General features: G+C 60.7%; 7 protein-coding genes and 4 pseudogenes. 7 read left to right on the top strand and 4 right to left on the bottom strand.

The window, feature by feature from the left end:
* Window positions 1-7 precede the first annotated feature (7 nt).
* The gene (locus AMC88_RS25330; protein ID WP_064820001.1) at window positions 8-2,080 is read left to right on the top strand and encodes a trypsin-like serine peptidase; all 2,073 of its coding nucleotides are present in this window, start codon (window positions 8-10) and stop codon (window positions 2,078-2,080) included.
* Window positions 2,077-5,448 carry an AAA family ATPase gene (locus AMC88_RS25325; RefSeq protein ID WP_016737365.1) on the top strand — a complete coding sequence of 1,124 codons (3,372 nt, stop codon included), beginning with the start codon at window positions 2,077-2,079 and terminating at the stop codon, window positions 5,446-5,448. Before AMC88_RS25330 ends, AMC88_RS25325 begins: the two co-directional genes overlap by 4 nt.
* Before the next feature lie 47 nt (window positions 5,449-5,495).
* Here AMC88_RS25325 and AMC88_RS32305 read toward each other — a convergent pair whose 3' ends face one another.
* Window positions 5,496-5,837, bottom strand: a complete 342-nt coding sequence (locus AMC88_RS32305) for an AAA domain-containing protein (protein ID WP_077991556.1) — start codon at window positions 5,835-5,837, stop codon at window positions 5,496-5,498.
* Window positions 5,838-5,980: 143 nt separating this feature from the next.
* A complete protein-coding gene (locus tag AMC88_RS34130) occupies window positions 5,981-6,415 on the bottom strand; it encodes an ATP-binding protein (protein ID WP_081279417.1) in 435 nt (144 codons plus the stop codon).
* A gap of 625 nt (window positions 6,416-7,040) precedes the next feature.
* Between AMC88_RS34130 and AMC88_RS25315 the strand changes: the two genes are divergently transcribed.
* The 3 genes and pseudogenes from AMC88_RS25315 (at window position 7,041) to AMC88_RS25305 (ending at window position 10,516) form a co-directional block, all read left to right on the top strand.
* Window positions 7,041-8,195 (top strand): site-specific integrase, encoded by a 1,155-nt coding sequence (locus AMC88_RS25315; RefSeq protein WP_016737363.1) that lies wholly within the window; start codon window positions 7,041-7,043, stop codon window positions 8,193-8,195.
* Window positions 8,196-8,218: 23 nt separating this feature from the next.
* Window positions 8,219-8,606, top strand: a pseudogene (locus AMC88_RS32300) (hypothetical protein); the annotation flags it as partial.
* 992 nt (window positions 8,607-9,598) lie between these two features.
* Window positions 9,599-10,516, top strand: coding sequence for a recombinase family protein (locus AMC88_RS25305; protein WP_040111669.1), 918 nt, complete (start codon window positions 9,599-9,601; stop codon window positions 10,514-10,516).
* 1,038 nt (window positions 10,517-11,554) lie between these two features.
* On the opposite strand, the pseudogene AMC88_RS25300 reads toward AMC88_RS25305, so the two are convergent.
* Window positions 11,555-12,521, bottom strand: a pseudogene (locus tag AMC88_RS25300) (IS481 family transposase).
* Window positions 12,522-12,605: 84 nt separating this feature from the next.
* Window positions 12,606-13,340, bottom strand: a pseudogene (locus AMC88_RS25295) (integrase core domain-containing protein); the annotation flags it as partial.
* A gap of 12 nt (window positions 13,341-13,352) precedes the next feature.
* On the opposite strand from AMC88_RS25295, the gene AMC88_RS32295 reads away from it, so the two are divergent.
* Complete coding sequence (locus AMC88_RS32295; protein WP_335726155.1) at window positions 13,353-13,928, top strand: transposase; 576 nt, start codon at window positions 13,353-13,355, stop codon at window positions 13,926-13,928.
* Between the two features lie 335 nt (window positions 13,929-14,263).
* Window positions 14,264-14,506: pseudogene (locus tag AMC88_RS33280) on the top strand (DDE-type integrase/transposase/recombinase); the annotation flags it as partial.
* Between the last annotated feature and the right edge of the window lie 446 nt (window positions 14,507-14,952).

Genomic DNA, 14,952 nt, shown 5'->3' with positions numbered 1-14,952 from the left:
GCGCGCCGTGTCAGAAGGTCCTGATGAGCTCGATCCCGGCAGGCTCTCACGTCAGGTCAAGGTAACCCGCGAGACGTTCGAAAAGGCCTTCGACGCCTTTGCCGAGGTGAGCCCTGACGAACGCATCCCGTTCAAGGCCGTCGCCTTGAAACGTCAGCGGGCAGCGCCCCTTGGCCCGGGCCGCGAGCGAGATTTCGCCGATTTCGAAGCTGCGCTGCGCTATGCGAGCGATAAAGGGTTCCTGCAGGGTTTCTGTTCCGCAGGCGGTGCAACGCTGTTCAAGGCAAGCAGCGAGGATGATGGTACTGGCGGGGTGGTCATGGCGGCCGCGCTGGTTGCGGATGCGCGCGATCGCGCGAGCGTGCTCGTCACCTTCGAGGCAATCGTTAATGACCAGGAGCGCTTTCGCGATCCCGACGACGTCAATGCCGCGGTGATGCGCGCACAACGCTGCACCTGTCGCATCGTTGTGCGCGATGGTGCCCGGCGTACACGGGGAACGGGTTTCCTGATCGGGCCGCGCCTCGTGCTGACGAACTGGCACGTCGTTCGTTCGCTGTTGGAACCTATGAGCGACGAAGAGGCTGCGGCCGCAGGGCTCGCCCCGGCAGAATCATGGAAGGCTGCCGCCGGCAGCGCGGCAAGGCTCGGCGTGGAATTCGATTTCACGGCACGCGCCGCACAGGCGGGCGGTGTTATCCGCATCGGTGTAATCGAGAACTGGCTGGTCGCGGCAAGCAGTGCCGAAGGATCCGAGCGAACCGGCAGTGAAGGTGCCGGCGACTGGCCGGCAGACGGCGCGGATTTCGAGCCGTACGACGATTTCGCCGTGATTGAGATCGCCGAGCCGGCAGGACTGGAGCGGCGCTTTTATGATATCGTCTCCGAAGACCCGCCTATGCCAAGAGGCAATATGGTCCTCCTGCATCACCCGGGCGAATTTTCGATGCGCCTGTCCTACGGAAGTTTCGATCTCGGTCTACCAGCTGCAAACCTTCTCGGCGGCGTTCCCGCGAAGACATCTGCGAGGATCCTTCATAGCGCAAATTCCATCGGCGGCTCATCCGGCGCACCTTGCTTCAATTTCGACATGATGCCGGTGGCGCTGCACCAAGCGGGCGTCACCTATGGCGGCAATTCTGATATCAGCGACGATAACGGCGATCCCGTGCCAAGCGCGAACGTCAATATCGCCATACCGTTGCGCCGTATCCGTGCCAAGGCCGGACCGGCCATCATCGCCCGGATGGGTGCTCTCCAAGCACTCAAACCAGCGCTGTCAAATGGCGATCCATTGATTGGGCGCGGAGAGTTGCAGGAGGCGATTGCGGAGGCAAGCCGGGGCAAGGTCAAGATACTCATCGTTCGCGCCGATCTCGGTGTGGACGGAAAGCCGCTCCAGCGCGTCGGCAAAAGTTTCTCAAGGCGCATCCTGCGGGAATTTCTTGATCTCGCCGAACACGAAATCGTCGAGATCAGCGCCGCAAACCTAATGCAGAACGCGTACCGCACTGCAGCCGCCCTCCTTGAGGCTGTCAGCGCCGGCCGGTCATCCGCCCTGACCCCCGTTGATGACAGCAGCCTACCTGCCGATCGTCAATCGACCGAGATCAACGACGTTGTCATGCGCGTTGCTGGCGAACTAAAGGCTGAGCTCGTCAGGATCGCTGGCCAGCGAACATTGTGGCTCGTCATCGACGAACTTGAAAAACACGCGCTGCCGGACACAACTACGCGAACGCTCCTCGACCGGCTTTATGCAGACGTCTCCGTCGAACCGTCGCTTCGCCTCGTCATGCTCGGCCTGGTTGACGTCGATCTGCCGTCACTGCAAGGCATCAAGGCCAAACGCCTCGAAAAGCCGCTGACGCATCTCGACAGCAGCCGGGTAGCCTCCTGGGTAGGCAATCGAGTTGACGGGCGGTTCGGCTTGCCGGACGTGGCGTGCGAATGCCTTGCCGCCGTCGTCTCGTCGGTCGCAAGCAGCCGGGTCAGCGAGACCTTCAGCATGACGCAGGCCGTCGCCGCGGTTGTCCGCAACGACCTCGACCCCCATCTCAAGAAACGGATGGGTGTATGAACGCAACCAAACATGACACACCCGAAAACGCCGCTCTCGTCCTTCGCCGGCGGGCCGCCGTCGTCGGCACGTTCGATCCGGTGGCTTTCCTGCAGCTGCCGGTCCGCGCGGAGGACAAGGAGGCCTTCGAGGACCGTGTCCTGGCATTCTTATCGCCGATGATGGAAGAGGTCATCGAAGACAAGCGCGTGCTCTGGCGCCTGCGGCCGCAGCCACGGCGCGACACTTTGAGGGAGATGGCCGCCGAGGGGGTACTGGAACAGACCGTCAGGCAAACCAAACCGCAAGTTTCTGATCGCTTCGGCCAAGTCCTCCAGGCAATGTTGAAAAAGGGGGCGGCAGCCGGCGATCCGCGCAAAATGTCGACGGACGACCTGATGTTACAGGCCTTGGCGCTCGATTTCGTCCGTTCCTTGCCGACGGATTGGCCGGTCAGGGAACCGCCGGTAGACCCGCGCGTGATGTTGGCGCGCAAGGCCGAGCGACGCCGGCAGGACTTTGTGGCCCCCCGTAAGCTGTTTGGCCGTGCGCTCGAGGCACATGCCCTCGACCAGTATATTGAAAGCGGCCTTTTGCAGCAGCCACTGGTCGCGCTCCCCAAACCGCCAAGCGACTTCGCACGCCTTCGTCCTCTGCTCGTCACCGGCATAGGCGGCTCGGGCAAGTCGGCTCTTGTCGCCGATTTAATGCGCCGCACCCAGAAAGACGACTGGTCAGGTCCGATCTGCGTCTGGATTGATTTTGACCAGCGCAACGTTGCTCTCGGGGGCGAGCGCGAATGGCTGAACGAGGTTACTCGGCAGATCGGCTTTGCCAGGCCAGCAGCGGCCGAGCGTCTATCGGCGATCCGGAACGCGGCTCGAAACGATCTGCACAGGCTCACTCAAGAGAGCGGCGACGTGGAGCGGCTCTCCGGTACCGAGAGCTTGAACGTTGTTTCATCCATGCGCGAGGAAATGCAACGGGCCTTGGGTGACGGGATGTTTGCCGAACAAACCCTCGTTGTCCTCGTCGATACCTTCGAGGAAGTCCTGGTACGCTCCAATATGAAGGCCCCTTTTCTGGACCAGGAGCCGTTCGGCCTTGTGCTCGAATTCTTGAACTCACTCGAAGTGCTCCGGTGCCACGACGGACGTCCGCTGTTCAAGGATGTAAGGGCGGTAGTCGCTGGCCGAGCGCATCCCTTCCAGGGCGATGATGGTGATGCTGCTCGTTGGTTCGAAGCACGCCTGGAGATCGGCGAGCTCGGTCCCGAGGCCGCGGTCGAGTTCCTGAGGAGCCGTGCAGATCGCCAAATCTTCACACAGGCGCGAAGCCGGCGCCTCGTTGGCGCCATTCCGCGGTTTCCAATCGTGCTCCTGTTGCTCGCTGCGTTTTCGCGCGGGCGCACGGCTGCGGAGATCGAGGAGGCTGCCACGCTTGCCGAAGGCTCAGGGGTTCTTGGTGCCGCATCCAGTACGCGCGTGCTCTATTCCCGCTTTCTGCACCGGTTGAAAGACCATATCGTCACCGATGCTGCCGGGGAGCGGCTGATTTCCAGGGACGACCTTTCCAAACTGGCACATCCGGGACTTGCGCTCACGGTGGTCACGCCCACACTTATCCGGGAGGTCCTTGCCGGTCCGACAGCACTTGGCGCAATCGATGTGCAGAAATCTATAGACCTCTTTGAGGCCCTCTCCCGTGAAGTCTGGCTGGTCGAGCGCTCCGGCGATGACGCAATACGCCACGTTCCTGTCCTCAGGCGCATCATGCTGCCGATGCTCGACAGCGACCTGTCACCGGCGGGAAATTCCGAGATCCCCATGCGCGAGACGGTTCGCGCGGTCCATCGCGCTGCCGCCAACTGGTACCGGGCTGGCGGTGGGGCTGGCGAGCCGGACGCTGCAACTCTCGCAGCCTATCATGACGCCTTCTTGGGCGAGGTCGGTTTACTGCTCACCGATCCCAGCCTGGTGCGCCGCCTGATTGACCTTGCCGGGGAAGACGTCTTCGCGATGCCGCTTGCGGCGCGTGCAATCCTCCGCCGCGAGGACAAATCGGACATCGGGCTGTCCAACCAGGAGACCGCAGCCTTGCCTGTCGACGCGCGCAGAAAGGCTGTTGCGACTCGCCGTGCCGAACGGGCGCGCCTCGGGGTCACATCGAGGCAGGCAGAACGATATGAGCCCATAGGCGATCTGGAGATGGAGCAGCTGGCGCTTATCGATGCGGGTTCCGATGAGCATTCTTACCAAGGCTCCGGCCACGGACGGCAGCTCGACATAGTGGAAGACATTGATACGGCTCGCCGGATCGCAGCCCTGTTTTCCGAGGCCGACTTCGAAGGCGTCGTTCGCTCCGGCCGGAGCGGCGTATTGCGGATGGCGGAGGCTCCCGAGCATGAGCCGCCCCTTGACAAATTGGGCGACTTGACCAGCCACTGGCTTTGGAAATGGGCATTGTCTTGTCTGGCGACTGGCGCCGTCCAGGAAAGCGACCTTCTGTGGGCAACCGAGAGCGCATCCTTCCCTTTTCAGCCATCGTCGCGAAACCCCTTCGCGCTGGGGACCCTCTTGGCGCTTGCCGTTGCGACGGTGGCGCTCGGACGTACCCCGGCTTTCGTCGACCATGCTCCTTATCGCGACGCTATTACCGCCTATCCGGTTCTTGCCTCTGCACCAATCGCGTCCATCCTATCGCTGCGCCTCCATGCGCTGTCGAAGTATTGGAACCCGGCCTTGATGGCCTATCCGCGGAACTATTTTGACGTCCGAGCGGATATCACCCAGGTCGTGGCCATCTGGGGGATGTTGAAGCCAGACGAGCGCGAGGGGTCGACGTTGCTGCAGATCCCTGGCACCCTCTTCAGGCAAATCGACGAATTCCAGAGTGGGCCACCGGCATCGACGGACCTTAAAATCCTGGATGCCCCAGAGGCGTTCTTCCGGGTCTCCAACGAGGGCGTTCCAGCCTATCGTTCCGCACACGGCGGCATGGCCCGGGCGATGGAAACCGTGTTGCGTGGCCGGACCCCGGAGCTTTACGACCCCATCCGGGCGGCGTTGGGAGACGTTGCTGCCGACGACCCCAGCGGGTTTGGCGAAGCCCTCGATGTGATCGCCGCCGGAACGCCTTTCTGGCCATCGGACTGTCACCCGGGCCAACTGTTTTCGACGCGTCACAACCTCAGAGAAATCGACTTTTTTCTCGCGCGACTCGTTGTGTTCCTCGATCTTGCGGGACTGACGCAAGACCTGTTCGCTGCACTCTCGGCAAGCGCCCAGCGCGGACGACGGTTCGTCGCCGTTGCCGGGCTCTTGCATCGCTATGACAGCCTGCTGCGGCTGCCCCGCTTTGACGAGATGGTGGCCGCTGGTGGAGCCTAAAATGCCGACCAGAGCAGGAAGCCGTTTTCCCAATAAGCTCGGCAGCATCAAAGATTGCGCTGCGGCAGGTACCTATGTAGGGCCGCGAAGAAGCCTGCCGATTTCCATGCGGCTCGATTTCCGATGACGAAGAGCGATGTCTTCGCGCGGGTTACGCCGACATTGGCGAGATTCGGTCTTCCACCAGCCCACGCGCGTGCGCCCTGTTGAGAGGGAGACTGCGCGCTCAGAACAAAGAAAACAATATCCGCTTCTCGGCCTTGAACTGTTTGAACGGTCCCAACCCGGTCCCTGACCCACGTCCGAGGCCCGTCTACCCAGCCGTCGAGAACGCGACTGTCGACCAGTTTGTCGCGGAGATTGTCCTGAACGACGACAAATGGCGTGATGACACGTCAATCAGCACCGAACATTCACCCCTTTTGCTTATCCAATTTTGACCCCCCTGTGCTGTAGATCAGCGCTTGGCCTGCCCGGCGCTGGCCGGGGTTGCAGAGGGTAGGCCAAGTGCGGGTGATGATCTTCTTCGACTTTAGCTTTGAGAGCGGTTCTTGAAGCGCCAGGACTCATTGCCGGTCTCGACAATCTCGCAGTGATGGGTCAGGCGGTCGAGAAGTGCCGTCGTCATCTTGGCATCGCCGAACACCGTCGGCCATTCACCGAACGCCAGGTTCGTGGTGACAATGATCGACGTGCGCTCGTAGAGCCTGCTGATCAGATGGAATAGGAGTTGGCCGCCGGCCAGGGCGAAAGGCAGGTAGTCGCGCCCATTGCGCGCGAGGCGCGGCGCGTCGAAGCAAAGAACAGTACCGACTTTGCCGACGGACAATGCAGCCACCAGCTTCTCAGGAGCTGGACGGGCAACCATTCCGCTGGCTGAACGTCTGAGATCATCATCGATGACCTCAACGGTGCGGAAGCCGCGATGCCGCCCGAAGTCAACCAGTTCATATATTGCCGGCGACAGCTCGCAGGATTGTTCTCAACGTGGCCTTTGCTCGACTGCCTTACGTAAACAATGGCTTTCGCTTGTCGCTTTCAATTTGCGATTTCAAACGGCGGAATACCTTAAGTCAGTTGGACTTAACGGGCAGAATCAGCCCAATTTTCAGCTAAGGATTTCATGGTTTACAATTGCAAATGCGGTTAAGGTCTTGGATCAGCGCCACTTCCCAAGGGAGGTGTTGTTCGTCGCGATGCATCGTATGCAAGCAAAATTGTGTCCACCGATAAGCCTTAGTCACTCGCAGCCAGTCTTGACCTGCGGAGATGGCGTCCGATTTTCAGCTGGCGCTTGAATGAAATCCCTAGCTGAAATTCACAACGCCGGATCCCGGGTGCCTGGCAAATCGGCGACGGCGTCGAATTTACGGTTCGTTAACCATTTGAATTAACCACGTTCTTTTGGAATAAGGAATTGAACTTGGCCCTTACTTCCGTCGCACCGAGGGCGTTTTTTTGAGGCAATCACCTCCGATAAGTAATGCTTATCGGAAGTAATTGCTATCACGCCGCAAATCAGTGAAAACGGGACGAAGGACGGGGCGCCGACGACGTTGCGGCTGCCGGATTTTCGCCGTTCAGGAGCTCCTGTGGACATCATCGCCCCGAAATCAGTGCCCGATGGCATTGCAAAGCGCGCCGAAACCCTCGACACCATTGCCGCGGTACTGCCGATCGACCGGCGCGACAAGCTCGCCGAGATCCTTACCGACCAGGACGTTGAGACGCTCAAACACCTGGTCAACGAAGGCATGGGTGACAACACCCTGCGGGCGCTGGCCTCCGACCTCGGCTACCTCGAAGCCTGGTGCCTGGCGGCGACCGGCAGCGCCCTGCCCTGGCCGGCGCCGGAAGCGCTGCTGCTGAAATTCGTCGCCAATCATCTGTGGGACCCGGCGCGGCGCGAAACCGATCCCGAGCACGGCATGCCGGCCGCAGTCGGCCAGGCCTTGAGGGACGGCGGTCTTCTTCGATCGACCGGGCCGCACGCGCCGGCGACCGTCGGACGACGGCTCGCCAACTGGTCGACGCTGACCAAATGGCGCGGTCTCGACGGCGCCTTCGCCTCCCCTGCCCTCAAATCAGCCATTCGTCTGGCGATCCGAGCCGCGCCAAGACAACGTCTTCGCAAGAGCGCCAAGGCGGTGACATCAGATGTTTTGGCCAAACTGCTGGCCACCTGCGGCGGCAACAATCTGCGCGATCTCCGCGATCGGGCGATCCTGATGGTCGCCTTCGCGTCCGGCGGCCGCCGGCGCAGCGAAGTCGCTGGCCTGCGCAAGGAGCAGCTGACCATCGAGCCGCCCGTTGCCGGCGAGGACGGCAGCCCCCTGCCCTCGCTGTCCATCCATCTCGGCCGAACCAAGAATTCCGGCGCCGGTCAGGACGAGGTCGTCTACCTCACCGGGCGGCCGGTGGAGGCGCTGAATGCGTGGCTGGCGGCCGCGAAGATTAGCAGCGGTAGCGTGTTTCGGGGGATCGATCGCTGGGGCCATGTTTCGCGCCGGGCGCTCGATCCGAAGGCGGTCAATGATATCGTCAAGCGGCGGGTGAAAATGGCCGGGCTCGAGCCCGGGGAGTTTTCGGTGCACGGGTTGAGGTCCGGCTATCTGACTGAGGCCGCCAATCGCGGCATTCCCCTGCCCGAAGCCATGGAGCAGTCACGTCATCGTTCGGTTCAGCAGGCATCAAGCTATTACAATAGTGCAACCCGTCGAAGCGGCCGGGCCTCTCGGATGCTATAATTAGATGCCGCTAAACGTCCACCACCGTTCTGGCCGGCATCCGCAACACCCATGTAGCCCCTCTTCGCCAAAAAGAAGCCGTGCTCCCCGAGCACATGATCGCCATACTCGAAACGCTCGATAGGGGAACTCCGCGCGGCATGCGGGATCGGGCGATACTGCTGATCGGCTTTGCCGGCGGCCTGCGCCGCTCCGAGATCGTCGGGCTGGATTGCGGCCGCGACCAGACCGAAGGCGGCTGCGGCTGGGTCGAGACGCTTGCCAAGGGCCTGCTCGTCACCCTGCTCGGCTGAGGTCGACTTGCGGTATGTCCAAAAACAGCTCGGTCATACCAGCGCGGAAATGACCCGCAAGTATCACCTGCGCCGTGACCGTTTCCGGATCAAACTCACCAAGGCATCGGGCCTTTAATGGCAACAATCAGAGCTGTGCCAAGGGGCAGCGGCCGCTGATCTGCCTTTTGGCGATCGCAGCAAGTTGACCCCTACCCAACTGCGACGTCGTTGCCTTTCGGCAGCGTATCTTCAAACCGTTCGTGCTGCGGGCCTTCCAAGATGACCGCCTCGATATTGTCGCAAGACATGACTTGAAGACGCAAAGGGATGTTGTTGCCGGCCCGATCTGGTTCATGAGCCAGCCGACACAGTGGGCTTCCTCCCCTGGCGCATGCTCATGGCAAGCCATCACCTGGCCGGTGCCTTTCAGCGATTCCGGCTCGGCGATGGTGCGGACAAGAGCCTGATGCAGTTCTTGACTATAGCCATTCGGAATATCATGAGGGTTCGTGGACACCTTCCAAGGGCACTTGGCACACTGCTTAACTCGCCTCAGTTTCCAGCTCATCCGAAATTCCTATCGTTATCGTTAGCCGGTTTTTACAACCGTGAGCGCGTTCTTCCAACACCCTTCCACCAACTCGAATGATTTCGAACATCGCTCTCCCCTCCCCTGCTCCGTGTGAAGCCATTAGGTCAAAGTTCGGCGCCAGTTTTTCAGCTTAGCGCTTCAACTGAAAACGGGAAGTAAAAGCCACCTCGGCAGCGATTGATTTCAGCGCGCAAATCAGTGGTCGGCCGTCCTGGATGACCGGACTCCCCGAGACAGAATTCGGCCGCCCCAGTTGGCCCGCATGATCCCGACCCCTTCTTGCCGCATGATGCGCCGGCGTCCTCCTGCGGCCCCCTGCTCTCGCGACATCTCCAAAACCGTTGTTTTCCGGCCTTTCCGCCACAGGAGCCCGCTGGCGCGGGTTTGTCAGTGCGGACGCTCCGTTGCTTATCTCGGGTGGCGATTTGAGTCTGGTGGGCCGCTATTTGACACTTAAAACACGCTTGCAACTGTTCTATTTCTAACGCATGCATTGTCTGTACAAACTACTTCGAGACAGGGCCGTTACAAGCGCGATGGCGAAGCCACAAACATTTAACAACCAACAATCTCCCAAGCGGCTGATCGGTTATGCCCGGGTGTCGACGGATGAACAGGTCCACGATGCCCAGTTGGACGAGCTGCGTGCAGCCGGCTGCGATCGGATCCATCAGGAGCATGGTTCCGGAGCATCGCGGGCTCGACCGGTGTTGACGCGATTACTCGCTGAGCTTAGCGCCGGCGACGTCCTCATTGTCGTGCGCCTCGATCGGCTGGCCCGATCCGTCAGTCATCTCTTGTCGGTGATCGAGGACCTCGAGGCGCGCGGCGTGCATTTCCGGTCGATCCGCGATCCAATCGATACGTCGACCCCGCAGGGCATGTTTTCCCTTCAGGTCCTCGGCGCCGTCGCGCAGCTCGAGCGGGCGCTAATCGCCGAGCGTACCAAAGCCGGCATTAAGGCGGCGAAGGCACGCGGCAAGCTTCCTGGAAATCCGGGTCTGCGAGAACGACGGCCGGAGGCGATCAAGGCAATCTCGCAGGCACGGGAGAAGCTCTATCTCGATGAACTCACTGCATCGGCGCAGACGTGGCTGCCGATGGTGCGTCAACTCCGGCCGCAGCACAGTTGGGACAATGTCGTGCAGGTTCTCAATCGCCGTGGCCACGACTGGACCGTCGAACGCCTTCGTCGCGCTGTTCATCGCATGGTACGCGAAAAGCTCGCGGAGAAGGAACTCCTTGCTCGATCCCCTCGCCGCGCTCCCGAAGACTATCTGATGAAGCTGGTGGCGGCAATTGCCATTGCCGATCCCAACCTGTCGCTGCGCGACATTGCCGCGCAACTGGACCAGATGGGAGAACGGCCTGTGCGCAGCGGCAAGAAGTGGCAACCGTCCTCGGTGCGGGTCCTGCTGGACGAAGCCCACCGATTTGGCCTCATTCGCCGTTGAGGGCATGGTTCATCCGACGGCCGATGGCAGAGAGTCTTTTTTCTTGTCGCTATTCGACGGAATAACCGTCAGGTCCGGCCTTTGGGGATCTGTAGCGCCAGGACCGCTAGTCGCTATCGCTCCGCGGTTTCAGCTCAGCGCCTACATCCTCGCCCGCGGAGCCGGCTTCCTCCGCCTGCTCGCCCCCTCCCCCGGAACGTGCTGAAGGCTTCAGCCGCGGTGATTATGATCCGCAGAGGCGCGCGGGCCATGACCTTCGGCGGCGCGGGTGAAAGCAGAGGACAGCCCCTCCCGCTACCAAACAGCCCTCTCGGCTGCACGAAGAATTCGGGCGCGAGCCGGGACTCAGTCAGACAGTATTTGTTTCTTTTACAATCCGTACGCGTTTCGGCGTTCTTTCAAGGATGCTCGACAATTTGATTGAGCCATTTGTCCGCGCCTATTTCCTACAGGAATGATTACGGCCGAAAATCTGCAAACATTCGTTTTGCGACCAGCAAATTTCGACCGTCCTCGAAGCCTGGGAGGTCTTCGTCCTGAAGCATCCTGCGGAGACCGCCGTTAAGATTACAAAGCAATGTCTCCTTTCAGTCGTGACAAATACCGCCATTGTTCGTTTGAACACGAAGCCGCTCAATCGGCTCCGTGCATCAACTGACCTTACTACACCAGCCGCATAGAAGGGCTGTCGGCCATTCTACCCGGGCAACCATAACCAATGCCCTTAGAACGTAATGTGCGATCAAAAATGACCGCCAAGACCCTGCGACCCATGGCGGCGACAGGACGGTACCTATCTCTACACAACTGATCTTGTGAGAGGTGGCGCGAGGAGCGGGTCATGCGACGTCCATAGTAGCGCCAGAAAATATCGTTTCTTTTCAGAGTGTTGGAGCTGTGGTCAGCTGACCACCGGAAAAGCAGCTGTTGGCAGTGCGTCCCACTCCAAAAAACTTGCTGGCCCACGACAGCAGAGTCTGGCGAAAAACCTCGATCAGTGGACCCGCTGACCTAGCATTCAATCCTCTCCGGCGGCGACTAGATGTGGAGCCTCAACAGGTTGTCCTCGGTCAGGCCGAGTCTGCTGATTGGTGTATTATATTTTAGGCTGCCATGGGGTCGATGCCAATTGTAGCGATGGAGCCATTTTGGCAGTTGGTCGGCTCGCATGTCCGAGGTTGGGTATGCGACGGCATAGGCCCATTCCCGAAGCGCGGTCTGAATGAAGCGTTCGGCCTTGCCATTGGTTTTTGGCGTATAGGGTCTTGTTCGGACGTGCTTGAGGCCAAGTTCGCGGCAGGCGCGGGCAAATTCGCCTGAGGCATAGCAGGGACCGTTATCGGTCATGACGCGCTCGACGGTAATGCCGAGGGTATTATAGTAGGTCAGTGCCGCCTTGAGAAAGGCGACCGCGCTGTCCTTCTTTTCGTCTGGCAATATCTGCGAGAAGGCAACGCGCGAGGCGTCATCGATGGCGACGTGAACGTACTCCCAGCCAGCGCCCCAGCCTTTGCCCCTGCGCGAACTTTGGCGGGTTCGATCACCCGTGATGCGGTGGCCAACCTGGCTGAAGCGGCCAGGTTTCTTGATGTCGATATGGATCATTTGGCCGGGCCGCTCGCGCTCATAGCGTCGCACCGGTTCGGCCGGCTCGATCCTTCAGCCTGGAAAGACCGGCGCGCTTGAGCACCCGGCTCACCGTTGCCGCCGACACGCCCGTCTGCTTGGCGATGTGCTTGCCCGTCAGCCGCTGTCGGCGCAACACTGCTATCTCGCCGGCAATGTTGGCCGCGGTTCGTCTCGGGCTTGTCCGCGGCCGCGACGACCGGTCCGCCATGCCGGCGGCGCCATCCGCCAGAAAGCGCGCCGTCCAACGAGCGACCACCTTCGACGTCACCCCATATGTCCGCGCAGCATCGGCTTTGGAACAAGCGCCATCAATACCGGCGCGCGCCATCTCCTCTCGACGCCGCGGTGTCAAACGGGCATTCTTGTGAATGTTCATTCGGTCCTCCGAGAATCACTGAAGCTTTGACAACCTCAGCTTTCTCGACCAGGGCCGAATGGACAACCTCCTGAAAGCTCACAACTAGAGCCTGCGCGCTTCGAGTACGCCAAGTGGCGGAAACGCGAAGCTTTCATCTCGCGCAGCGTTGGAGCCGGTTGCGGCAATGGTATCGGCATAGCTTGCCGGGGTCTGATTCCGAGCGATGAGTGCGGCCGGAAATTATTGTAATCGTCGGCCCATTCAGCAATGGCGCTTCGGGCATAATCGCGGCCGAGGAACAGGCTTTGGTTGACCATCTCGTCCCGCTTCCGGCCGTTGAAGCTCTCGACATTAGCGTTTTGCATCGGCTTCCCGGCGTGATGCCGTGCGACTCGACTCTATGATCCTTCGACCTGGCAAGGATGGCATTCGAGGTGAATTCCGTGCCGTTGTCGGAGACGATCATCCCCGGTTTGCCGCGCTGTTCGATGAGGACCGACAGTTCGCGAGCGACGCGACGACGCAAGATCGAGGTGTCCGGGATCGCCGCCAGGCATTCGCGAGTCACGTCTTCGACGAAGTTGAGCACGCGAAACCGCCTTCCGCAAGCGAACTGGTCGTGAACGAAATTCAGCGAGCATCGGGCATTGGCCTTCGCTTCGACCAGGATCGGGCCACGCGTGCCGACAGCGTGCCGCCCCGGTTTCTGCTTGCGAACGGAAAGTCCTTCTTCGCGATAGAGCCCGTAGATGCGGTTCACCCCAACGGCGCTCCCGCCCGCCGAAGCCGCCGGTCGCCGAAACGCCATCGCTCATTGGCGAGGTCGCGCAATAGGGCGACTTCTTTATCATGTGGGCGCGCCTGCCCGACCAACGCTTCGATCTTTTGTCGCGCGTCATGCATGACCATGCACTCATCGGCGGCTCTAAACTGCGTGATGTCGTAGAGACAGTTCGGTTCTGCGACACCCAAACGATCGAGCTGCGCGAGCGCGCCGACCGTCCGGCTCGGCAGGCAACGTTGTGCCTGCGCTTCGGCCAGGCGACGATCAGGCGGCCGCAAAATCGGCGCGAAGAAGGGCTGCCCGACGGGGTTAGGCTCAGTTGGGTCGAGGTCGTCGAACCGGACGCACCCGACGGTGTCGAGCCCTTGCATTGGCTGCTCTTGACCACCCATGCGCTCTCCAGTGCGACTGACGCCTGGCAGATCGTCGCCTGGTACAAGCAGCGCTGGATGATCGAGCAGTTCTTCCGGGTGATGAAGACGCAGGGCTTCAAGATCGAGCACAGCCAATTGCAGTTGGCGGCGCGGCTGGAAAAGCTCGTCGCCATCGCCGCCAAGGCCGCGGCAATCGTCCTCCAACTCGTGCAGGCCCGCAGTGGCGGCGATCCTCACCCGGCAAGCCTGGCCATCAGTCCCCACTAGATCAACACGCTCGCCGCCCTCGAAAGCCGCTTCAAGGGCAAGACCAAGCTGCAAATCCAATCCCCATCCCAAAGCTTCGCTCGCCTGGGCCGCTTGGATCATCGCCAAACTCGACGGCTGGAACGGCTATGCCTCCTCCAAGCCGCCTGGACCCATCACCTTCTTCAACGGCCTCAAATAATGTGCCGATGGCTGGGCCTTGCGAGATATGTATATGCCTCAGTCGTTCGGTGGAGAAATGATTCCCTGGATCATTTGCTTTTGGTCACGAACAAAATCCAGCGACCAGCGGGCAGAGCCTTCGCGTTGACCAGGATCGGTGCGCGCGTGCCTGTAAGTTCGCTTACGGAAGGGGGTTTCGCGTGCTCAACATCGTCGATGACGCGACGCGCGAATGCCTCGCGGCGATCCCCGGACACCTCGATCTCCGGTCGTCGCCTCGCTCGAGAGCTGACGACGCTGATCGAATGGCGCGGCAAACTCGCAATGATCTCTCCGACAACGGCACCAAACTCACCTCGAATGCCATTCTTGCCTGGTCAAAAGACCATAGGGTCGAGTGGCTCATTGCGTCACCTCGCCCAAGATAGCGGTTGATGAATTCTCCCAGTATTGTGGAAGTGCCGTCGCGAATCAGCCCGGTAGATTCCGGCGCTGCGGATGGCAGCAGGTAGTTGTTCCTATTGCGTCCTATCCATGCGGCGCCATCGCCCATTCGCGATTAGCCGGCACAGCCGGCCACCTTGCGATTTGCTCGCCGCGCCGGTGCCAATGAAAGGCGGCTGCGATTTCGTGCGAAGACTTCGCTCCTGGTCTTGTTCGTGCTCGACCTTGGGCGCGTTCGTATTGAGATCACGGTCTACTGTTCCCCTAAGAGGCGTCATTTGGCTCGGGAGCCAGACGGTAACCGGCACAATGCCTCCGACAAGCCGCCTTTGAAAGTTGGTGTTTTCCAAGGGGTTAGCTTGGTGGTCAGCTGACCACAACTGAAATCCTCAGCGGCAGGAATAACGATCAGCCGCAC

Origin of the sequence: Rhizobium phaseoli (assembly GCF_001664385.1) — a bacterium.
GTDB lineage: Bacteria > Pseudomonadota > Alphaproteobacteria > Rhizobiales > Rhizobiaceae > Rhizobium > Rhizobium phaseoli.
This window is presented reverse-complemented; position numbering and strand designations above follow the sequence as displayed.